Annotated in this window: 20 protein-coding genes; 7 read left to right on the forward strand and 13 right to left on the reverse strand. The window is 71.5% G+C overall.

Annotated features, from left to right (window positions below):
* Positions 1-4: 4 nt before the first annotated feature.
* On the forward strand, positions 5-1,528 hold the full coding sequence (locus tag ACIGXW_RS09585; RefSeq protein WP_399571659.1) for a ricin-type beta-trefoil lectin domain protein: 1,524 nt from the start codon (positions 5-7) through the stop codon (positions 1,526-1,528).
* A 72-nt stretch (positions 1,529-1,600) separates the two neighbouring features.
* Here the strand turns inward: ACIGXW_RS09585 and ACIGXW_RS09590 are convergent, their stop codons facing one another.
* From ACIGXW_RS09590 to ACIGXW_RS09615, 6 genes are all read right to left on the reverse strand, one after another.
* A complete protein-coding gene (locus tag ACIGXW_RS09590) occupies positions 1,601-2,866 on the reverse strand; it encodes an ABC transporter permease (RefSeq protein ID WP_399571661.1) in 1,266 nt (421 codons plus the stop codon).
* Positions 2,863-3,597: an ABC transporter ATP-binding protein gene (locus tag ACIGXW_RS09595; RefSeq protein WP_399571663.1), complete on the reverse strand. Its 735-nt coding sequence runs from the start codon at positions 3,595-3,597 to the stop codon at positions 2,863-2,865. The genes ACIGXW_RS09590 and ACIGXW_RS09595 overlap by 4 nt, the downstream gene beginning before the upstream one ends.
* On the reverse strand, positions 3,594-4,928 hold the full coding sequence (locus ACIGXW_RS09600; RefSeq protein WP_399571666.1) for a peptidoglycan-binding protein: 1,335 nt from the start codon (positions 4,926-4,928) through the stop codon (positions 3,594-3,596). Before ACIGXW_RS09600 ends, ACIGXW_RS09595 begins: the two co-directional genes overlap by 4 nt.
* 14 nt (positions 4,929-4,942) lie before the next feature.
* Positions 4,943-5,821 (reverse strand): hypothetical protein, encoded by an 879-nt coding sequence (locus ACIGXW_RS09605; RefSeq protein WP_399571668.1) that lies wholly within the window; start codon positions 5,819-5,821, stop codon positions 4,943-4,945.
* An 87-nt stretch (positions 5,822-5,908) separates the two neighbouring features.
* Positions 5,909-6,394, reverse strand: a complete 486-nt coding sequence (locus ACIGXW_RS09610; RefSeq protein ID WP_399571671.1) for a hypothetical protein — start codon at positions 6,392-6,394, stop codon at positions 5,909-5,911.
* A gap of 318 nt (positions 6,395-6,712) precedes the next feature.
* Entirely contained in the window at positions 6,713-8,386 is a 1,674-nt protein-coding gene (locus ACIGXW_RS09615) for a fumarate hydratase (protein WP_071965613.1), read from the reverse strand.
* Between the two features lie 163 nt (positions 8,387-8,549).
* Between ACIGXW_RS09615 and ACIGXW_RS09620 the strand changes: the two genes are divergently transcribed.
* Both ACIGXW_RS09620 and ACIGXW_RS09625 read left to right on the forward strand, forming a co-directional pair.
* Entirely contained in the window at positions 8,550-9,215 is a 666-nt protein-coding gene (locus tag ACIGXW_RS09620; RefSeq protein WP_399571673.1) for a DUF1707 domain-containing protein, read from the forward strand.
* 180 nt (positions 9,216-9,395) lie between these two features.
* Positions 9,396-9,752 (forward strand): WhiB family transcriptional regulator, encoded by a 357-nt coding sequence (locus tag ACIGXW_RS09625; protein WP_045932326.1) that lies wholly within the window; start codon positions 9,396-9,398, stop codon positions 9,750-9,752.
* Between the two features lie 123 nt (positions 9,753-9,875).
* Here ACIGXW_RS09625 and glpX read toward each other — a convergent pair whose 3' ends face one another.
* On the reverse strand, positions 9,876-10,907 hold the full coding sequence (gene glpX, locus ACIGXW_RS09630) for a class II fructose-bisphosphatase (RefSeq protein WP_071965612.1): 1,032 nt from the start codon (positions 10,905-10,907) through the stop codon (positions 9,876-9,878).
* A gap of 205 nt (positions 10,908-11,112) precedes the next feature.
* On the opposite strand from glpX, the gene ACIGXW_RS09635 reads away from it, so the two are divergent.
* Complete coding sequence (locus ACIGXW_RS09635) at positions 11,113-11,673, forward strand: DUF4245 domain-containing protein (RefSeq protein ID WP_071965643.1); 561 nt, start codon at positions 11,113-11,115, stop codon at positions 11,671-11,673.
* A gap of 106 nt (positions 11,674-11,779) precedes the next feature.
* Here ACIGXW_RS09635 and ACIGXW_RS09640 read toward each other — a convergent pair whose 3' ends face one another.
* The 4 genes from ACIGXW_RS09640 to ACIGXW_RS09655 all read right to left on the reverse strand — a co-directional run bounded on the left by ACIGXW_RS09640 (position 11,780) and on the right by ACIGXW_RS09655 (position 15,426).
* Entirely contained in the window at positions 11,780-12,370 is a 591-nt protein-coding gene (locus tag ACIGXW_RS09640; protein WP_071965611.1) for a malonic semialdehyde reductase, read from the reverse strand.
* Positions 12,371-12,450: 80 nt separating this feature from the next.
* Positions 12,451-12,714, reverse strand: a complete 264-nt coding sequence (locus ACIGXW_RS09645; RefSeq protein ID WP_071965610.1) for an exodeoxyribonuclease VII small subunit — start codon at positions 12,712-12,714, stop codon at positions 12,451-12,453.
* Positions 12,715-12,724: 10 nt separating this feature from the next.
* Positions 12,725-13,945, reverse strand: a complete 1,221-nt coding sequence (gene xseA / locus ACIGXW_RS09650; RefSeq protein WP_399571676.1) for an exodeoxyribonuclease VII large subunit — start codon at positions 13,943-13,945, stop codon at positions 12,725-12,727.
* Positions 13,946-14,073: 128 nt separating this feature from the next.
* Positions 14,074-15,426, reverse strand: coding sequence for an APC family permease (locus ACIGXW_RS09655; protein WP_399571678.1), 1,353 nt, complete (start codon positions 15,424-15,426; stop codon positions 14,074-14,076).
* Positions 15,427-15,493: 67 nt separating this feature from the next.
* Between ACIGXW_RS09655 and ACIGXW_RS09660 the strand changes: the two genes are divergently transcribed.
* Both ACIGXW_RS09660 and ppgK read left to right on the forward strand, forming a co-directional pair.
* A complete protein-coding gene (locus tag ACIGXW_RS09660; RefSeq protein ID WP_071965232.1) occupies positions 15,494-16,495 on the forward strand; it encodes a 4-hydroxy-3-methylbut-2-enyl diphosphate reductase in 1,002 nt (333 codons plus the stop codon).
* 46 nt (positions 16,496-16,541) lie between these two features.
* Entirely contained in the window at positions 16,542-17,306 is a 765-nt protein-coding gene (ppgK, locus tag ACIGXW_RS09665) for a polyphosphate--glucose phosphotransferase (RefSeq protein WP_071965233.1), read from the forward strand.
* On the opposite strand, the gene ACIGXW_RS09670 is transcribed toward ppgK, so the two are convergent.
* On the reverse strand, positions 17,203-17,805 hold the full coding sequence (locus tag ACIGXW_RS09670; protein ID WP_399571681.1) for a DUF6542 domain-containing protein: 603 nt from the start codon (positions 17,803-17,805) through the stop codon (positions 17,203-17,205). The genes ppgK and ACIGXW_RS09670 overlap by 104 nt on opposite strands.
* A 187-nt stretch (positions 17,806-17,992) precedes the next feature.
* Between ACIGXW_RS09670 and ychF the strand changes: the two genes are divergently transcribed.
* On the forward strand, positions 17,993-19,081 hold the full coding sequence (gene ychF, locus ACIGXW_RS09675; protein WP_360906549.1) for a redox-regulated ATPase YchF: 1,089 nt from the start codon (positions 17,993-17,995) through the stop codon (positions 19,079-19,081).
* 73 nt (positions 19,082-19,154) lie between these two features.
* Here ychF and ACIGXW_RS09680 read toward each other — a convergent pair whose 3' ends face one another.
* Positions 19,155-19,730, reverse strand: a complete 576-nt coding sequence (locus ACIGXW_RS09680; RefSeq protein ID WP_399571684.1) for a Uma2 family endonuclease — start codon at positions 19,728-19,730, stop codon at positions 19,155-19,157.
* Between the last annotated feature and the right edge of the window lie 191 nt (positions 19,731-19,921).

A 19,921-nucleotide genomic window follows, 5' to 3' on the forward strand; every position in this document is an offset into this window, starting at 1 on the left:
CTTCATGACACGCAGACCCACCCTGCGCTGTTCGCTCGCCGCCCTCGCGGCCTTCGCCGCGGCACTCGGCGCCACGGCCGCCGCCGGCCCGGCCGCGACCGCGGCCCCCCGCGCCACGGCCGCCACCGTCGCTCCGCTTCCCCCCGAGCTGGAGAAGGTCCGCGCCGCCGAGGCCCTCAAGCTCTACGGCGACACCGCGCAGCGCCCGCTCGAGGCGCGCAAGACCTCACTGCTCTCCCTCGGCGACAGCGAGATCTCCGGCGAGGGCGTCGGGACGTACGAGCCGGGCACCAACGGCCCCTCCAACTGGTGCCACCGCTCGCCCGACGCGGCCATCCACCGCACCGGCATACCCGCCGACATCACCTACAACGTCGCCTGCTCCGGCGCGTCCACCGTCAACATCCGCATCGGCGGCAGCAAGCAGTACGCGGACGAGCTCGTCCAGAGCGACAACCTCGCGGTCAAGGCCCGCAACACGCGCGTCAAGATGGTGCTGCTCGTCGCCGGCGCCAACGACGACCTCCAGTTCGGCCCGGTCATGACCGACTGCGTCACCCGCTACCTGACGCTCCAGGGCACCTGCGAGCCCAAGTACGCCCCGGGCTGGCAGGCGCGCGTCGACGCGCTGGTGCCCAAGGTCGAGCGGACCGTACGGGACCTGCGCAAGGTCATGACGGACGCGGGCTACGCCGACGGCGACTACAAGCTCGTCGTCATGGGCTACCCGAGCCCCATCGGCCCCGACTTCGCCGACAACCCCCGCTTCCCCGGCAAGATCCCCGGCGGTTGTGTGGGCCACACCTCCGACGCCGCCTGGGGCCGCAACACCGCCGTGCCCGCCTTCGCCCGCGGCATGGCACGGGTGGCCCGTGAGACCGGCGCCCACTACCTCGACAACTCCCGCCTCTTCCACGGCCACGAGGTGTGCATGGAGGACACCTGGGCCCGCGGCCTCTACCTCGACATCACCAACCCCATCCCGCCGAACGAGAACTCCGTGCGGCAGTCCTTCCACCCCAACGCCCGCGGCCACGGCGCCTTCGCGTCCTGCCTCACTCAGCTCTACCGCTCCGGCTACCAGCAGGCCGGCTGCGCCGACCCGGCGAGCACCGGCGAGCCCGTGCTGTACAAGGGGGGCTGGGACGAGGCGTTCCGGCCGCTGAAGAGTGCGGCGACGGGGACGTGCGTGGACGCGTACGGGGCGGCTTCCGCCAACGGCACGCAGGTGGGCGGCTGGCCGTGCTCCGGGGCCCGCAACCAGCAGTGGTGGTACGACGCGGGGCGGAAGTCGCTGCATTCCGCGCTGACGCATGACCGGTGTGTGGACGTGCCGGGGGGCCGCTATGCGGCTGGGGCGGCGGTGGCGTTGTGGAACTGTCATGGGGGTGCGAATCAGCAGTTCGTGCTGGCCGGTGGCACGTTCCGGCCTGCGGCCGCGCAGGACCTGTGCCTGACGCTCGCGTCGGCCAAGGACGCGTTGCGGCTGCAGAAGTGTGACGGGTCGGCGTCACAGCGCTTCGCGTAGCCCCTGCCCCGCCCTTTCACCGTTTCTTGTCCTCAATCGCCGGACGGGCTAAATACTCAGCCCGTCCGGCGATTAGCGGCGCAGGGCCTCCGCCGGGGGGATTCGGGACGCGCGCCAGGCTGGGTAGAGGCCGGCCAGGAGGCCCGTGGTCAGGCCCAGGGCGGGGGCGCTCGCCACCGTGAGGGGGTCGATGACCGGCGTCCATTCCCGTACGGCCGCCACGGCGACGACCGTGGCGGTGCCCAGGGACGTGCCGACCAGCCCGCCGAGGAGGCCGAGCAGCGTCGATTCGGCGAGGAACTGCGCGGTGATGTGGCTGCCGCGCGCCCCCAGGGCTCGGCGCAGGCCGATCTCCCCGGTGCGTTCCATGACGGCCACCAGCGTGGTGTTGGCGATGCCGACGGTGCCGATGATCAGACAGACCCCGGCCAGCAGCAGGAAGAGCTGGCTCAGGTCGTCGCCGACCCCCGAGCGCAGCGTCCTGGGGTCGGGCGGCGGGAGCGCCTTGAAGTACTCGGGGTGTTCCGGCCGCAGGGCCACGGGCGCCTCCGCGGCGATCTGGCCCGCGGCGCCGAGCCGGGTGGCGACGAGCATCTTGGCGCGCTCGTCGCCCGGCGGTCCCCACACATGTTCCGCGGTGGAGCGCGGGACGAGGACGGACATCAGGAGCTCGGGCTTGCGGTCGACGTCGTCCAGGATGCCGATCACGGTGAACGGGACGTCGCCGACAAAGACGGCGGGCTGGGTGCGCAGGGTGGTGATGCCCAGCCGGGCGGCCGTGGCGGAGCCGATCACCGCCACCTGCTCGCGGTGGCCGTCGTGGTACGCGTCGTAGGCCCGGCCCTGGGAGAAGCGGGGCCCGGCCGCCTGGAGCGCGCCGGGGGACGCGGCCATCACCTGGGCCCGCTCACCGGCTCCGGCGCCGGCCGGCGGCGCCGAGCGCACGGTCTGCTCGGCACCGAGGCGGACCCTCCAGAACACCCCTGCCGCGGTCACGCCGTTGAGCCGGCCGATACGGCGGTCCGCGTCCTGGGGGAAGGCCAGCGGCACCCGGGCCGCGTCGGAGCCTCCGGTGTCCTCCACCGCGACCTCCGTCGCGGTGAGTTCGTTGAAGCGGGCGTCGATCTGCGAGGCCGCCGTGCCGGTGAGGCCGAGCACGGCGATGAAGGAGCCGACGCCCAGGACGGTGCCCAGCGCCGTCAGCGCGGACCGCGCCGGGCGCTGCAGCACACCGGCCAGCGCCTCGGCCCCCAGATCGCGCGCGGACAGCGACGAGCGGCGGACGTCGCCGGGGCGGGCCCGGCGCAGCGGCGGCCTCCACCGCGGTACACGCTTCACGACGCCGCCCCGGTGCGGGGCGTTTCGCGGAGGACCCCGTCGCGGATGGTCACGGTGCGCCCGCCCCGGGCGGCGACCTGCGCGTCGTGGGTGATGACCACGAGGGTCATGCCGTCGCGGTGGAGCGCGTCGAGGAGGTCGAGGACCGAGGCGGCCGTCCGGGAGTCGAGGTTGCCCGTGGGCTCGTCGCACAGCAGCAGCGAGGGGTCGGCGGCCAGCGCCCGGGCGATGGCCACGCGCTGCCGCTCACCGCCCGACAGGCGGGTGGGCAGCGACTCGACGCGGTGCCCCAGGCCCACGCGGCGCAGCGCCTCCTCGGCGCGGGCCCGGCGGACCCGGCGCGGGGTGCGCTGGTAGACCATCGCCAGCTCCACGTTCTCGCAGGCGCTGCGGTGCGGCAGGAGGTGGAAGGCCTGGAAGACGAACCCGATGCGGGTGCCGCGCAGGCTCGTGCGCCGGGCGTCCTTGATCTCGCCGGTGTCGATGCCGTCCAGGAGGTAGCGGCCCGTCGTGGGGGCGTCCAGGAGGCCCGCGATGTTCAGGAAGGTCGACTTGCCCGAGCCGGACGGGCCGACGACCGTGACGTAGTCGCCGCGCTCGATGCGCAGGTCGCAGGGCTTGAGCGCGTCGACCGGAGGCGGGCCGGGGTAGCGCAGGCCCACCTCGCGGAACTCGACCACGGGTACGGGAGGATGCTCCGTCGCGGGGCCGGTCGCCGTGGGGCCGGTCACCGCTGGGCCTTCCGCGCGCCGGGCCGGGTCTCCACGCCGACGACGACCTGTTCGCCCGCGGTGAGGCGGCCGCCGCCTACCGGGGCGACCTCCACGTAGCCGTCGCCGGACATGCCGACGCGCACCTCGACGCGCCGCCGCTGCCCCCGGTCCTCCGCCACCATGACGGTGGTGCGGCCGTCCGCGCCGGCCGAGATCGCCGACGAGGGGACGGACAGCACCTCGCCCTTGGAGGAGCCGGCCGTGATCGTCAGCCGTACCTCCTGGCCCGCGAGCTCCGCCGGGAGCGGCTTGTCGGGCTTGACCTCGACGGTGAAGCCCGCTGCGGACGGCGCCTGACCGCTGCCCTTGTCCTTCTCGGCCGCGGGGGCTTTGGCGACGGCGGCGACCGTACCGGTGGCCTGCCCTCCCGTGGTCTCGGAGAGGATCTCCACCTTCTGGCCGGGGCGCACCAGGCCGCGCTCGTGCGGGGCGAGGGAGCCGCTGACCAGCAGTTCGCCGGCGGAGAGGGTCATGAGCCTGTCGCCGGCGTTCGCACCGACCTTGGCGGTGACCGACTCCGCCCGGGCGGGCGTGGACGTCAGGAACACCACCTCCGACAGCGGCACCATCGGACCCGTCGGCGCCGCGGCCGCCTTGGCGCCGGACTTCTCCGCCGCCTTGTCCGCCGTTTTCTCCGGCGCCTTCTCCGGCGGTGCCTCGTCCGCCCGGCCCGTGGTCACCGGCTGGTAGCCGATCGCCGTGTAGAAGGCCGTCACCGCCCGCTCGGTGCCCGTGCCGAAGGTCCCGGACGGGTCCGAGCCGGTCGTATGGCCGACCGACGCCAGCGCGCTCTGCAACTGCTTGACGTCCTCGCCCTTGGCGCCCGGCCGCAGGTCCCGGTAGGCCGGCAGGGCGCCCTGCAGCGCGAACACGGGCCGCCCGGAGATCTCCAGCAGCACATGGCCGAAGACGACCGGCTCGCCGGCCTTCGCCTGCACCTTGGTGACCACGGCGCGCCCGGCGTCCTTGCCCGACGGGCCGGCGGAGGAGACGTCCACGCTCTGCGAGGCGGTGATCTTCCCCCGCGTCACCACCCGGTCCGCGAGGACCCGGCGCTCCGCGGCGGCCGTGAGCGTGTCCGGTGCGGGCGGGGCGGTCTCGGCCGCCACCTGGGCCGGCGACTTGATGACGGCCGCGGCGCCGACACCCCCGAGGGTGACCAGGACCGCGCCGGCGGCGACGGCGGTCACCACCCGGCGCCGGCGCTTCAGCCCCGCGTCCGGCGCGCCCGCCGCCGGCTGCTCCTCCCGCGCGGCCCCGTCAGCCGGTTCCGGCGTGTCCCCGCTCATCGCGACGTCCTGCCTCACCGGGTGCCGGCGAGGACGTTCGCCGCGTTCCTGACGGCCGCGTCGAGGGCCTTCCGGGCCTCGTCCAGCTCCTCGGCGTGCTTGTCGATGCCCGTGTCCTGCAGCTTGACCTCGGCGTCGAACCACGCCTTGGCGACGTTGAAGCGGCCGCGGCAGGCGAGGTCGGCCGCCGCCGTGGAGATCTCCAGGTCGGTGGGTTCGGCGGTCTTGAACCGGGGGTCGTCGACGGTGTCGAGCGGTTCCTTGTAGGAGTAGCCGCTCTCCTTCATGCACGCCGACCACTTGCCGAACACCTCGGCCACGGCGGGGTCCTTCTGCGCACGCCGGTACGCGTCGTGGCTGATGTCCTGCGCGGTCCGCGAGTACACGGCGTCGGGGCTCGCGACGCGCTGAACGGCCTTGCCCGAACAGCCGCCCTTCGGAACGGCCTTCCCGCCCATCTCGCCGACCGTGCCCTTGAGTACCTTCTCCTCGGCCTGCGAGGCGGCGTCGTCCCTGACGGCGCCCTGCTTCATGGCGGTGTCGTAGGCGGCCTGTTCGGCGGCGTCCGGTTTGTAGCCCCGGCTCTTCGCCCTGGCCGCGTCGTGGACGCCGTAACGCCAGTCGGTCAGCGTCTTGGACCCCACCTTCGGGAGTTCCGGGGCGGGGCGCCACTGGAATCCGAATTCCTTCATGCAATCGGCGATGACGGCATTGCGCGCCCGGCCGATCTGCCTTTCCTCCTCATCGGTCGGCAGATATGCCTCGATGGGAAGCGTCCACGTCGCCGGGTCGGCTTCGTTGAAGTTCTTCGCGGGCAGCGGAGGGCGGGGCGGGCGGTCGGAATCCGCCGACGAACATCCCGCGGCGAGCAGGGCCGCCGCGATCACGGACACCGATGTCCTGGCAGCCGATATTCCTGAAGTCTTCCGCACCGTTCGCCCCCGCCGTCCTTGCCGTGCCGCCCTACAAAACGCGTGTGTTTACGTCCACTTGAAGGACGCGTTGTCGTTGTACGTCTTGTTCAGCCGGTCGAGGTGCTGGTAGGGGGCGATGGGGTCCTGGTCGCCGTACCAGCCGCTGCGCGTGTAGATGCGCGCCATGTAGCTGCCGTGGTCGTTCTCCGCCGAGGCGACGGCGTTCTTGACGCTCTTGCCCGACCCGGCCCCCTCGTAGTTGCAGAACATCATCGGGGTGCCGCTCGCATTGCCGACCGGGTGACCGTTGCCGAAGTCGTAGATGCTGTAGCCGACGGCGCGGTGGGCGCCGTTCTGGCCGGAGTTGAACCACATGTGCAGCTTGAACTTGGAGACGCCCAGCGGCTTGCAGGACTCCATGCTGTGGAAGTTCTCGTCCTCCTGCCAGTCGGCGTGCGCCGCGGGGGCCGCGAACAGCCCGACGGAGACGACCGCTGCCGCGGTGGACGCGATGATCTGGGCACGCCTCTTCAGGCGCCCGGTCGGCTTCATTTCCTGTGTCCTCTCATGCGGAATCGCGTACGGACATTCCCGTGTCGGAATGGCGTCGTGCGCTGGAATTCGGCGACCGGAAAGCGGAATGAAAAACCCCGCTCAAACCCTGTACCCACAGGCCCCCCAGCCCCCCTGCGACACAACTGTGAAGAAGTTGTGATCGATGATCAATCTAAGCGCCGGTTAAGGAGTTGTCCAGCGCGAAAAAACGGATTCCTGGCGTCCGCAACTGTTTTTCCAGCCAAAAGACGGTGGGCCCCGCCGTGTTGGCGGGGCCCACCGTCGTGCGTCCGTCCGAAGGCGGTACGCGGCGCGTTACTTGGTGCGTACGGGGATGGACGTGAACGTCGGGGCCGGGGACGGGTCGACGAAGAAGTCGTTGCCCTTGTCGTCCACGACGATGAACGCCGGGAAGTCCTCGACCTCGATCTTCCAGACCGCCTCCATGCCGAGCTCCTCGTACTCGACGACCTCGACCTTCTTGATGCAGTCCTGGGCCAGGCGCGCGGCCGGGCCGCCGATCGAGCCGAGGTAGAAGCCGCCGTGCGTGCCGCAGGCGTCGGTGACCTGCTTGCTGCGGTTGCCCTTGGCGAGCATGACCTTGGAGCCGCCCGCGGCCTGGAACTGCTCGACGTAGGAGTCCATGCGGCCGGCCGTCGTGGGGCCGAAGGAGCCGGAGGCGTAGCCCTCGGGGGTCTTGGCGGGGCCCGCGTAGTAGACCGGGTGGTCCTTGAGGTACTGCGGCATCTCCTCGCCCGCGTCCAGCCGCTCCTTGATCTTCGCGTGGGCGATGTCGCGGGCGACGACCAGCGGGCCGGTCAGCGAAAGGCGGGTCTTGACCGGGTACTTGGTGAGCTCGGCGAGGACCTCGTCCATGGGGCGGTTGAGGTCGATCTTGACGACCTCGTTGTCGTCCAGGTGCTCGTCGGTGGTCTCCGGCAGGAAGCGCGCCGGGTCCGTCTCGAGCTGCTCCAGGAAGACGCCCTCGGCGGTGATCTTCGCGACGGCCTGGCGGTCGGCGGAGCAGGAGACGGCGATGGCGACGGGCAGCGAGGCGCCGTGACGCGGGAGCCGGACCACACGGACGTCGTGGCAGAAGTACTTGCCGCCGAACTGGGCGCCGATGCCGATCTTCTGCGTCAGCTCGAAGACCTTCTCCTCCAGTTCCTTGTCACGGAAGCCGTGACCGGTGGGGGAGCCCTCGGCGGGCAGCTCGTCGAGGTAGTGCGCGGAGGCGTACTTCGCGGTCTTGAGCGCGAACTCCGCGGACGTACCGCCGACCACGATCGCCAGGTGGTAGGGCGGGCACGCGGCGGTGCCCAGGGAGCGGATCTTCTCCTCCAGGAACTTCATCATGGAGGCCTCGTTGAGGACCGCCTTCGTCTCCTGGAAGAGGAAGGACTTGTTGGCCGAGCCGCCGCCCTTGGCCATGAAGAGGAACTTGTACGCGCCGCCGTCGGTCGCGTACAGCTCGATCTGCGCGGGCAGGTTGGAGCCGGTGTTCTTCTCGTCCCACATGGTCAGCGGGGCCATCTGCGAGTAGCGCAGGTTGAGCTCGGTGTACGCGTCGAAGATGCCGTGCGAGAGCGCCTTCTCGTCGCCGCCCTCGGTGAGGACGTTCTGGCCGCGCTTGCCCATGACGATCGCCGTGCCGGTGTCCTGGCACATCGGCAGCACGCCGGCGGCGGCGATGTTGGCGTTCTTCAGCAGGTCCAGCGCGACGAAGCGGTCGTTGGCGGAGGCCTCGGGGTCGTCGAGGATCTTCCGCAGCTGGGCGAGGTGCGCCGGGCGCAGGTAGTGGGAGATGTCGTGCATCGCCTCGGCGGCCAGCTTCCGCAGCGCCTCGGGCTCCACCTTCAGGAAGGTGCGGCCGTCGGCCTCGAAGGTGGACACGCCCTCGGAGGTGACCAGACGGTACGGAGTGTCGTCCTCGCCCAGGGGCAGGAGGTCCGTGTAGGCGAACTCTGAGCGGGCGGACTGGGCAGACATCGCGACGTTTCCCTCACTCTGCGGATGGTGTTGCCGGCTTCCTCGGCGGCGTCAACCAGGGTAGGCCGCCCCGCGGCCGGTGAGTTTGTGAGGTAAGGCTCAGTACGTGACCGGCGCGTCCGACCACTATCGCGATCTATCGCGTTTGGCTACGCTGCTTTCCGTGGACGCCGTGGACAAGCCATCACCCGAAGACCGTGTATCGCTGACCAAGACCGCAGGGCCCGCCCTGCGCGCCTCGGACGCCGACCGCGACCGCACCGCCGACATCCTGCGCGAGGCGCTGGCCGAGGGGCGGCTCACCGCCGAGGAGCACGCCGAGCGGATCGGCGCGGTCTACGAGGCCAGGACGCACGGCGAGCTGGAGCCGCTGGTGCGCGATCTGCCCACGGGGCGGTCGATACCGTCCGGGCCGGCCTCCGTGCGCCCGTACGACGCTTCCGTGCGCCCCGCCGTGCACGCGCCCGAGAACCTGATCGCGGTCTTCGGTGGGGCCGCCCGCAAGGGGCGCTGGCGGGTGCGGCCACGCACCAACGCGTTCGCCCTGTTCGGCGGGGTGGAGATCGACCTGACCGAGGCCGTCTTCGAGCAGCAGGAGGTCGTCATCAACGCCTGTGCCGCCTTCGGCGGCATCGAGATCAAACTCCCCGAGAACATCTCCGTACGCTGCACCGGAACCGGAATCTTCGGCGGCTTCGACGTGAAGACCGGCGAGGACGCGGACCCCGGCGCCCCGGTCGTGGTGGTCACCGGCTTCGCCCTCTTCGGCGGCGTCGAGGCGCGGCGGCGACGCGGCAAGCGGCTGAAGAACCTGCGGGCCGCCAACTGACCGTGACCCGACGGCAACCGACCGCATTCCACTCATGGCAACGGTGTGAATAAGCTCGCGCACAGCGGGTAAAGCTTGGTGCATCGTCTCTCGTACGGCTGCGGGTGCGAATGGCCGTGCACGTCGAGGCGGGCAAAGGTGACTCAATCGGCCAAGCAAAGCCGTCGTCAGGAGTGGACCGTGCTGCTACCGCATCAGCCCCTGCAGGAAGCCGCCGTACCGTCCCAGCGGATTTCCGCTCGGGAACAGGCCGGCCCCTGGCATTCGGAGGCGGTGTGCCGCCGGGATGAAGCCGGGCTCTTCTTCGCACCATCAAAGGAACCGACGGCCGCCCGCCTTTCGCGCGAGGAGGCCGCCAAACGCGTCTGCGCCCGTTGCCCCGTCATGGTCGAGTGCCGCGAGCACGCCTTGCTCCAGCCCGAGCCGTACGGGGTCTGGGGCGGGCTCACCGCCGCCGAGCGCCGGGTCGTGCTGGCCCGCCGCCGGCGCCGCGAGGCGGAGCTGCAGCGTGCCACGCGCATCGCCGCCGCGGGCTGAGTCCCCGCGGTTCGTCGACCACGGTCGCCACCGCTTACCAACGGGCCGGGCCCCGCCGTCATACGGCGGGGCCCGGCCCGTTTCCCGCGCCCGTGAGGTGCGCGCCCGCGGTGCGCGCCGGCGTCAGCTGGGGCGCTCGAAGTCGACCGAGCTGTAGGCGCGCAGCTTCGACAGCCGGTGCTCGGAGTCGATCAGGCGGATCGTGCCCGACTTGGAGCGCATGACCAGCGACTGCGTGGTGGCCGTCTCGCCCCGGTAGCGCACTCCGCGCAGCAGCTCGCCGTCGGTGATGCCGGTCGCCACGAAGAACACGTTCTCGCCGCTGACCAGGTCCTCGGTGTGCAGGACGCGGCCGAGCTCGTGGCCGGCGTCGAGGGCGCGCTGCCGCTCCTCGTCGTCCTTCGGCCACAGCTTGGCCTGGATGGTGCCGCCGAGGCACTTCATCGCGCAGGCCGCGATGATGCCCTCGGGCGTACCGCCGATGCCCAGCAGCAGGTCCACGCCGGTGCCCTCGCGGGCGGCCATGATGGCGCCCGCCACATCGCCGTCGGAGATGAACTTGATGCGGGCGCCCGCCTCGCGGATGTCCTTGACGAGGCCGTCGTGACGGGGGCGGTCCAGGACGACGACCGTGACGTCCTCGACGGAGGAACGCTTCGCCTTCGCGATGCGGCGGATGTTCACGCCCACGGGCGCGTCGATGTCGACGAAGTCGGCCGCCTCGGGGCCGGTGACCAGCTTGTCCATGTAGAACACGGCGGACGGGTCGAACATGGAGCCGCGCTCGGCGACGGCCATCACGGACACGGCGTTCGCCATGCCCTTGGCGGTCAGTGTGGTGCCGTCCACGGGGTCCACGGCGACGTCGCACTCCGCGCCGGTCCCGTCGCCCACGCGCTCACCGTTGTAGAGCATGGGGGCGTTGTCCTTCTCGCCCTCGCCGATGACCACGACACCGTTCATCGACACGGTGTGGATCAGCGCGCGCATGGCCCGCACGGCCGCGCCGTCGGCGCCGTTCTTGTCGCCACGGCCCACCCAGCGGCCCGACGCCATGGCGCCCGCCTCGGTGACCCGGACGAGCTCCAGCGCCAGGTTGCGGTCGGGCGCCTCCGGGCTGACCTCGAGCTGGGACGGCAAGTGATGGTCGCTCATCGCGGGCGCACCTTTCTGTACGGCTACGGCCGTGGGGCCCCTCCTTCCCCGGGTGGGCCAGGAGGGTGAGGGTGCTCATGACTTTATCGGTTCATTGCCAAGGTGAGCAGGGCGCCCCACGCATGAGCGGCGTCAAGGTGGGTACTCCCGGCTCCGCCGTCGCCCCGTCGTCATGATCCATCGGGGCATGGGGGACGATGGGGGCGTGGCAGGTAGGAACGGCAAGACGCAGACGATTCGGAACATGCTGCTGTCGATGGCGGTGGTCATCCCCGTCGCGGGGCTGAGTTACCTCTTCATCCCGCACGACGAGAGCAGGGACCCGATCCAGACGGTGAACTACCGGGTGGAGCTGGACACGGCCCGGCGCGCGGCGCCGTACGCGGTGGCGGCCCCCGAGGGGCTCGGCGACGGCTGGCGCGCGACCTCGGTCTCGTACAAGGCGAGCGGCAAGGAGGGCTCCCAGTGGCACCTGGGCTTCCTCGACCCGCAGACGCAGTACGTGGCGGTCGAGCAGAGCGACGGCCCGTCCCGCCCCTTCGTCGACGACGTCAGCAGGCGTGCGGAGAAGACCGGGAAGACCGAGCAGGTGGCCGGCGCCACCTGGCAGCGCTACGAGGGCCCGAAGTACAACGCCCTGGTGCGTGAGGAGAACGGCGTGACGACCGTGGTCACCGGGACCGCGTCGGACGACCGGCTCAAGGAAATGGCCGCCGCGCTCAAGGCCGTGAAGGCGAACGCCGGCAAGGCGAACACCCCGGGCTGAGCGGCGGCGGCCGGCGCCTGTCCTTCGGGGGGAAGAGCGGACAGGCGGGTCTGCCGCCCCGGGGGGACAGGGCGGCAGACGGGTCTGGCGGCAGACGGGTCGAGTGTCAGACCGTCGTGACGGCCTGGTCGTAGGACAGGCGCGGCGAGCGCGGGTAGAAGGCGTCCTCGCCCGGCTTGCCGATGTTGATGACCATCAGCGGGGTGTGGTCGTCGTCCAGGAACTCCTTCTGCACGCCCGCGAAGTCGAAGCCGGTCATCGGGCCGGCGGCCAGGCCGGCGGCGCGGATGCCGAGGATGAAGTAGCCGGCCTGCAGCGTGGCGTTGACCAGCGCGGCCTGCTCGCGGACCGGGCGCTCGCTGAAGAACAGCTCCTTGGCCTGCGGGAAGTGCGGGAGCAGCGCCGGCAGCTCCTCGTGGAACTCGTTGTCCGCGGCGAGGATGGCGACCAGCGGCGCGGTGCGCGTCTTGGCCTGGTTGCCGTCGGCCATGTGGGAGACCAGACGCTCGCGGGCCTCGGCCGAACGGACCAGGACGACGCGCAGCGGCGACTGGTTGAAGGCGGTCGGGGCGAGCTTGATCAGGTCGTAGATCGCCTGGACCTGCTCGTCGGAGACGGGCTCGTCGGTGAAGGTGTTGGCCGTGTGGGCCTCACGGAAGAGAAGGTCCTGGGCAGCGGTGTCAAGAGCGAGAGTCATGACGTCACTGTAGGGCGAGAATGGATTAACTTTCAACTAAATCGAGGGTGCGTGAGACGCACCTCACGCCGTGCCGTTTTCTACCGGTTCGCGGCCTCGGAGGGTTCGTCGCCCCGCTGGTCGCCCTCCTCCTCCGCCAGCGCCGCGTCCAGCCGGGCCCTTGCGCCGTCCAGCCAGCGGCGGCACACCTTGGCCAGCTCCTCGCCGCGCTCCCACAGGGCCAGCGACTCCTCGAGCGTCGTGCCCCCGGCCTCCAGCCGGCGCACCACGTCGATCAGCTCGTCCCGCGCCTGCTCGTAGCCCAGCGCATCCGCCGCGTCCGCGTCCGTTGTCGTCGTCGCCATGGCGCACAGCCTAGGCGGGCGGTGTGACAACGGCCCGTACCGCGAACTCGCCTTCCGCGACGCGCGCCCGCAGCTCCTCGTCCGCCACGACCTCGTCCGCCGCCCGCACCACGGAGCCGTCCGCGTGCTGCAGGACCGCGTAGCCGCGGCGCAGCGTCGCCGCCGGGGACAGCGCGACCACGCGCGCGTGCGTGTGGGTCAGCTCGGACGCCGCCCGGTCCAGCAGGTGGCCCAGCGTGCGGCGGCCCCGGGCCGCCAGCGCGTCGATCTGCTCCGCGCGCTCGTCCACCATCCGGTGCGGCTGCTCCATGCACGGGCGCGCCCGCGCCGCGGCCAGGCCGCGCTCCTCGCGGTCCAGGTGGGCGGTCACGCAGCGCAGCGCGCGCTCGCGGAGGTGGCGTACGCGGGTGAGCTCCTCGCCCACGTCCGGGACGACGCGCTTCGCGGCGTCGGTGGGGGTGGACGCGCGCAGGTCGGCGACCAGGTCGAGGAGGGGGGTGTCCGGCTCGTGGCCGATCGCCGACACGACGGGTGTGCGGCAGGCGGCCACCGTGCGGACGAGCTCCTCGTCGGAGAACGGCAGCAGGTCCTCGACGCTGCCGCCGCCGCGTGCCACGACGATGACGTCGACCTCGGGGTGGGCGTCCAGCTCCTTGACCGCCGCCACGACGGACGGCACCGCGTGGACGCCCTGCACGGGGACGTTGCGGACCTCGAAGCGGACGGCGGGCCAGCGGTGCCGGGCGTTCTCCAGCACGTCGCGCTCGGCGGCGGAGGCGCGGCCGCAGACCAGTCCAATGAGCTGGGGGAGGAACGGGAGGGCGCGCTTGCGCTCGGCGGAGAAGAGGCCCTCGGCGGCGAGCGACTTCTTGAGCTGCTCGAGACGGGCGAGCAGCTCGCCCACGCCCACCGGGCGGATCTCGGCCGCGCGGAGCGAGAGCTGTCCGCGGGGGGCGTACCACTCGGGCTTGGCGTGCACGACGACGCGGGCGCCCTCGGAGACGACGTCGGCTACGCGGTCGAAGACGGCGCGGTAGCAGGTGACGGAGAGCGAGATGTCGTGGGAGGGGTCGCGGAGGGTGAGGAACACGACGCCGGCGCCGGGACGGCGGGAGAGCTGGGTGATCTGCCCTTCGACCCAGATGGCACCGAGGCGGTCGATCCAGCCGCCGATGAGACGGGAGACCTGGCCCACGGGGAGCGGCGCGTCGGGGGTCGTGTTGGCAGCCATGGGGGCGAGCGTAGCGGTGGGCGTTTGTGGGCAGTCGTTCCGCAGGGCTGGGGGCACCTCCCAGCGGTAGCTGGGGGACGGTGGGCACAGACCTGCCCACCGGGCCGCACCCGGACCGGCCACCACCGTCACGGTGCCTGGGCACGGAGGCGTTGCCCCGCGAGCACCGCTAGGCCCACGGTCAGCCAGACGGCGCCCACGATCTGCGCCGCCGTCGACGCCTCCACGATCACGGCCACCACCACCGCCAGCCCCAGCAGCGGCACCAGAACGTGCCGGACGATCCCCACCCGCTCCCCCCGCCCCCGCACCCCGAACCACCCGATCACCGACAGATGCAGCAACCCGAACGCACACAGCGCCCCCACGTCCACCACCGACACCAGCCGGTCCAGGCCGTCGTCCCGGCGGGCCGCCCACACCGCCGCCACGAGCGTCACCGCCGCCGCCCCCAGCAGGGCCGGGCGCGGCACGCCGGAGCCGCGGTCCACCTTCGCCAGCAGGACCGGCAGCCGGCGGTCGCGGGCCATCGCGAAGAGCAGGCGGCCCGCGGCCGCCTGGCCGGCCAGGGCGGCGAAGGCCGCGCCGATCGCCTTGCTGGCCGCCACCAGGTCGTGCAGCCACGGACCCGTCGCCGAGTCGACCGTGTCGTAGAAGGCCGAGCCCTGGCCCGCCGGCCTCGCCGCCAGCTCCGCCGGGGACATCGGGGCGAGGAGCGCCGCCAGGTAGGCCTGGAGGACGAAGAGGACGCCCGCCGCCGCCAGGCACGTCACGACCGCGCGCGCCACCTTCTCCGAGCCGCCCGCCGCCTCCTCCGCGAAGGAGGCGATCGCGTCGAACCCCAGATACGACAGCACCGCCACCGACACCGCCCCCACCACCGCCGCCAGGTCGAAGCCGCCCTCCCCGGTCAGCGGCGACAGCCACCCGCGCCGCGCCCCGTCCTGGGCGAGCGCGACCGCCGCCGCGACCACGAAGACCAGCAGCACGGCGATCTCCATGGCCAGCACCAGGAAACCCACCAGCGCGGCCGCCCGTACGCCCGACAGGTTCAGGCCCGTCGTCACGAGCACCGCGATCGCCGTCCACACCCACTCGGGCACCGACGGCACCAGCGCGTGCATCGCGATGCCGGAGAAGAGGTACGCGACCGCCGGGATCAGCAAATAGTCCAGCATCGCCATCCAGCCCGCGACGAAGCCCGCCCCCTCGCCGAGGCCCACGCGCGCGTAGGTGTAGACCGAGCCCGCGCGGGGAGCCACGCGCACCATCTGCGCGTACGAGTACGCCGTGAAGGCCATCGCCACCGTCGCCACCACGTAGACCAGCGCCACCGCCCCGTGCGACTTCGCGTCGAGCGTGCCGAAGACGCCCACCGGGGCCATGGGGGCGATGAACAACAGGCCGTAGACGACCAGGTCGCGGAAGGTGAGGGTGCGACGGAGGGTGCCGTTGCCGCCGACCGGGGGTGGTGTGGGCATGGGGCCAGTATTCGGGCGGCCGCACCGGGCGGTGGCCGGGCCACGCCGGTGCGGCCGGGCCCTTACGATGGACGGCATGACTGCTACGCCCGCCCGTAAGGTCCTGCTCGCCGCCCCTCGTGGCTACTGCGCGGGCGTGGACCGTGCCGTGATCGCCGTCGAGAAGGCGCTCGAGCAGTACGGCGCTCCCGTCTACGTACGGCACGAGATCGTCCACAACAAGTACGTGGTCAAGACGCTGGAGAAGAAGGGCGCGATCTTCGTCGACCGGACGGAGGAAGTGCCCGAGGGCAACATCGTCATGTTCTCCGCCCACGGCGTCGCGCCGGTGGTGCACGAGGAGGCGCGGCGGGGCAAGCTCGCGACGATCGACGCCACGTGTCCCCTGGTGACCAAGGTGCACAAGGAAGCCGTCCGCTTCGCCAAGGAGGACTACGACATCCTCCTGATCGGCCACGAGGGCCACGAAGAGGTCATCGGCACCAGCGGCGAGGCGCCCGACCACATCACCATCGTCGACGGCCCGGACGACGTCGCCAAGGTCGAGGTCCGCGACGAGAACAAGGTCGTGTGGCTGTCGCAGACCACGCTGTCCGTCGACGAGACGATGGAGACCGTCGACGCCCTCAAGGGCCGCTTCCCGAACCTGCTCTCCCCGCCCAGCGACGACATCTGCTACGCCACGCAGAACCGTCAGATCGCCGTCAAGCAGATGGGCGCCGAGGCCGACCTCGTCATCGTCGTCGGCTCCAAGAACTCCTCGAACTCCGTCCGCCTCGTCGAGGTGGCCCTGGGCGCCGGCGCCCGCACCTCGTACCTCGTCGACTACGCCGAGGAGATCGACGAGGCCTGGCTGGAGGGCGTGTCCACCGTCGGTGTGACCTCGGGCGCCTCGGTGCCGGAGATCCTCGTCGAGGGCGTGCTGGAGTGGCTGGCGCAGCGCGGCTTCGAGGACGTCGAGCTGGTCAAGGCCGCCGAGGAGTCGATCACCTTCTCCCTGCCCAAGGAGCTCCGCCGCGACCTGCGGGCCGAGGCCGCCGGGCTCGCCGGTACGTCGTCCGAGGGATGACGCGATCCGAGGGGTGACGGTCGCGCTCAGCCCGTAGCGTGGCGGTATGAACGTATTCGGCGTGGACATCGGCGGATCGGGCATCAAGGGCGCTCCGGTGGACCTGGAGCGCGGCGAGATCGCGCAGGAGCGCTTCAAGGTGCTCACCCCGCATCCCGCCACCCCGGACGCGGTCGCCGACTGCGTCCGGCAGGTGGTCGAGCACTTCGGCCGGCCGTCCGGGCCGGTCGGGGCGACCTTCCCTGGCGTGGTCGTCGGCGGAACGACCCGTACGGCCGCCAATGTCGACAAGGGCTGGATCGGCCAGGACGCGGCCGCGCTGATCGGCGGGCGCATCGGCGCGCCGGTGACCGTGCTCAACGACGCGGACGCCGCCGGGCTGGCCGAGATGACCTTCGGCGCCGGCCGGGGCCGTACGGGCACGGTGATCGTGCTGACCTTCGGCACGGGCATCGGCAGCGCGGTCTTCACCGGCGGCCGGCTGGTGCCCAACACCGAGCTGGGCCATCTGGAGCTGCAGGGCCACGACGCGGAGCGGCGCGCCTCCACCCGGGCCAAGGAGAGCGAGGACCTCAGCTGGAGCCGCTGGGCCAAACGGGTCGGGCGGTACCTGGCCCATGTGGAGATGCTCTTCTCGCCCGAGCTGTTCGTGATCGGCGGCGGCGTCAGCCGGAAGGCGGAGAAGTTCCTGCCGCTGATCGAGGGCGTCAGCGCCGAAATCGTCCCCGCTCAGCTGGAGAACAACGCGGGGATCGTGGGGGCCGCGATGGCCGCTGCCGCAGCCGGTTCCGGGCCCGTCGCCGCGACCTGATCAGCATGATCCTGCGGACGAGGGCGATCAGTGCGGCCAGCAGCGTGCCCGCGTAGAGCCATCCGGCGTTCAGGGACAGCAGTGTGATCAGGCTCATCACCCGGCCGCCGAAGCCGCCCGTGCCGTCGCTGAGCGGCACCAAGCCCACCGCGAAGGCGATGGGCACGCTCACGGGCGCGGTCATCAGCTCGGCCGGTCGCACCCACAGCGCGCAGGCGGCGCTGCCGAGCAGGAAGAACACCCCGTACACCCTGGCGCTGCCGCCCACCAGCGTGGCGTCCAGATAGCCGACCGAGAGCATGGCCAGGGCGGTGAGCAGCCCGCTGCCCAGGCCCGTCAGGCGGGCCGCCGGCAGGCGGCGGAGCGGCGGCTCCAGGCGGCCGGGGCGCGGCCGCCGGAAGGCGCTCCCCTCGCGCTGCCCGACGGGCGCGGCGGGACGGGGCACGGGGGACCCACGGCGGACCTTGCGCTGCGGCATACGCGTGCTGGGTTGCTCCACCCGACCAAACTAGGCGGGCACGGACGCGGAATCCGGGGTTGGACACGCCGTTTGGGCCACCTTGGCCATGCGTTCGAGGAATCCTCCGTCCGGGGCGGGTGCGGGGGCGGGACCCGTAGACTGGATGACCGGGCGCGTCACGGGGCGCGGAACCCTCGCTACTACGGGAACTACGGGAAGTCGCCACGTGTCGCTCACGATCGGAATCGTCGGTCTGCCCAATGTCGGCAAGTCGACCCTGTTCAACGCCCTGACCAAGAACGACGTGCTGGCGGCCAACTACCCGTTCGCCACCATCGAGCCCAACGTGGGCGTCGTCGGCGTGCCGGACCCCCGCCTGGCCAAGCTGGCGGAGATCTTCGGCTCGCAGAAGATCCTCCCCGCCACGGTCGACTTCGTCGACATCGCCGGCATCGTGCGCGGCGCCTCCGAGGGCGAGGGCCTGGGCAACAAGTTCCTCGCGAACATCCGCGAGTCGGATGCGATCTGCCAGGTCATCCGAGCCTTCAAGGACGAGAACGTCGTCCACGTCGACGGCAAGGTCTCGCCCAAGGACGACATCGAGACCATCAACACCGAGCTGATCCTCGCCGACCTGCAGTCGGTCGAGAAGGCGGTGCCGCGCCTGACCAAGGAGTCGCGCCTCCAGAAGGAGAAGGTCGCCGTCCTCGCCGCCGTCGAGGAGGCGAAGGGCATCCTGGAGTCGGGCCAGACCCTGTTCTCCGCGGGCATCACCAAGGGCACCGAGCGCGGTGACCTGCTGCACGAGCTGCACCTGCTCACCACCAAGCCCTTCCTCTACGTCTTCAACGTGGACGAGGACGAGCTGGTCGACGAGGACTTCAAGAACGAGCAGCGCGCGCTGGTCGCCCCGGCCGAGGCCATCTTCCTCAACGCCAAGATCGAGTCCGAGCTCATCGAGCTGGACGACGAGGAGGCGCTGGAGCTCCTGCAGTCCATGGGCCAGGACGAGCCCGGCCTGGCCACCCTGGGCCGCGTCGGCTTCGACACCCTGGGCCTGCAGACCTACCTCACCGCCGGTCCCAAGGAGACCCGCGCCTGGACCATCAAGAAGGGCGCCACGGCCCCCGAGGCGGCCGGTGTGATCCACACCGACTTCCAGAAGGGCTTCATCAAGGCCGAGGTCATCTCCTTCGACGACCTGGTCGCCACCGGCTCCGTCGCCGAGGCCCGCGCCGCCGGCAAGGCGCGCATGGAGGGCAAGGAGTACGTGATGGCGGACGGCGACGTGGTGGAGTTCCGCTTCAACGTCTGACGCGCGCTCGCACAGACAGCAGACAGGGGCCGTACTCGCGCGAGTGCGGCCCCTTCGCGTTCCCGTATCCGGTTCAGCCGCGCGGCGTGAGCTTGTCCAGGTCGATGGCGACCTCGAACGGAACGGGTCGCCGAAGGGCGTGGCGGAAGATCCCGGCGGGCGCGTAGGCCCCGGTCGGCTCGTCCAGCTCGTAGACGTGGACGAGGGGAGCGCCGTCCTCCTCCTCGATGCACCAGTAGTGCGGGATCCCGGCTTGCGCGTACTTGCGGAGCTTGACCGTGCGGTCGCGGTGCGCGGATTCGGGCGAGACGACCTCGACGACGAGCTGGATCTCTTCGGGCGCGAACCAGGTGCGGTCGGGGGCGTAGGGGGCCGTGGTCACCACGAGGTCGGGCTCCGGCCGATTGCGGTCATCGAGCCGCATGGTCATCTCACACTCCACCTCGAAGCCCGGCGGGGCCTGACGCGTGAGTGCGACGGTGAGAGAGGTGACGAGGTGGCTGTGCCACCACCGCTGCGGGAACAGCCTGAAGACGAGGGCTCCGTCGAATAACTCGGTGTGGCGAGGCGCTTCCGGGAGGCGGTCCAGATCCTCCGCGAACCAGCCCTCGGGACGGGGCGGAATCATCCAGTCGGGCAGTGCGGTCATGGCTCAACCGTAGCCATTCGGCCGGGTGCGGACCATGAGATCGCCTTTTGTCACCGGCGAGGGAGCGCTCTGGGCGACGCGCCCGGGTTTTTGCATAGATGCGGATTTGCCGCCGGTGTGTGCGGGTCGCATGTGCCCGGTGGATCTCGGTCGCACGGGCCTGAGCTGCCGTTCACCACATCCGGTGATTC

The organism is Streptomyces sp. NPDC053079, assembly GCF_044546695.1.
Lineage (GTDB): Bacteria > Actinomycetota > Actinomycetes > Streptomycetales > Streptomycetaceae > Streptomyces.

Coding starts and splice junctions, on each gene's coding strand:
- ACIGXW_RS09585 (WP_399571659.1), top strand. CDS start 5: ATGACACGCAGACCCACCCTGCGCTGTTCGCTCGCCGCCCTCGCGGCC.
- ACIGXW_RS09600 (WP_399571666.1), bottom strand. CDS start 4,928: ATGAGCGGGGACACGCCGGAACCGGCTGACGGGGCCGCGCGGGAGGAG.
- ACIGXW_RS09610 (WP_399571671.1), bottom strand. CDS start 6,394: ATGAAGCCGACCGGGCGCCTGAAGAGGCGTGCCCAGATCATCGCGTCC.
- ACIGXW_RS09615 (WP_071965613.1), bottom strand. CDS start 8,386: ATGTCTGCCCAGTCCGCCCGCTCAGAGTTCGCCTACACGGACCTCCTG.
- glpX (WP_071965612.1), bottom strand. CDS start 10,907: ATGAGCGACCATCACTTGCCGTCCCAGCTCGAGGTCAGCCCGGAGGCG.
- ACIGXW_RS09640 (WP_071965611.1), bottom strand. CDS start 12,370: ATGACTCTCGCTCTTGACACCGCTGCCCAGGACCTTCTCTTCCGTGAG.
- ACIGXW_RS09645 (WP_071965610.1), bottom strand. CDS start 12,714: ATGGCGACGACGACAACGGACGCGGACGCGGCGGATGCGCTGGGCTAC.
- xseA (WP_399571676.1), bottom strand. CDS start 13,945: ATGGCTGCCAACACGACCCCCGACGCGCCGCTCCCCGTGGGCCAGGTC.
- ACIGXW_RS09655 (WP_399571678.1), bottom strand. CDS start 15,426: ATGCCCACACCACCCCCGGTCGGCGGCAACGGCACCCTCCGTCGCACC.
- ACIGXW_RS09660 (WP_071965232.1), top strand. CDS start 15,494: ATGGACGGCATGACTGCTACGCCCGCCCGTAAGGTCCTGCTCGCCGCC.
- ppgK (WP_071965233.1), top strand. CDS start 16,542: ATGAACGTATTCGGCGTGGACATCGGCGGATCGGGCATCAAGGGCGCT.
- ACIGXW_RS09680 (WP_399571684.1), bottom strand. CDS start 19,730: ATGACCGCACTGCCCGACTGGATGATTCCGCCCCGTCCCGAGGGCTGG.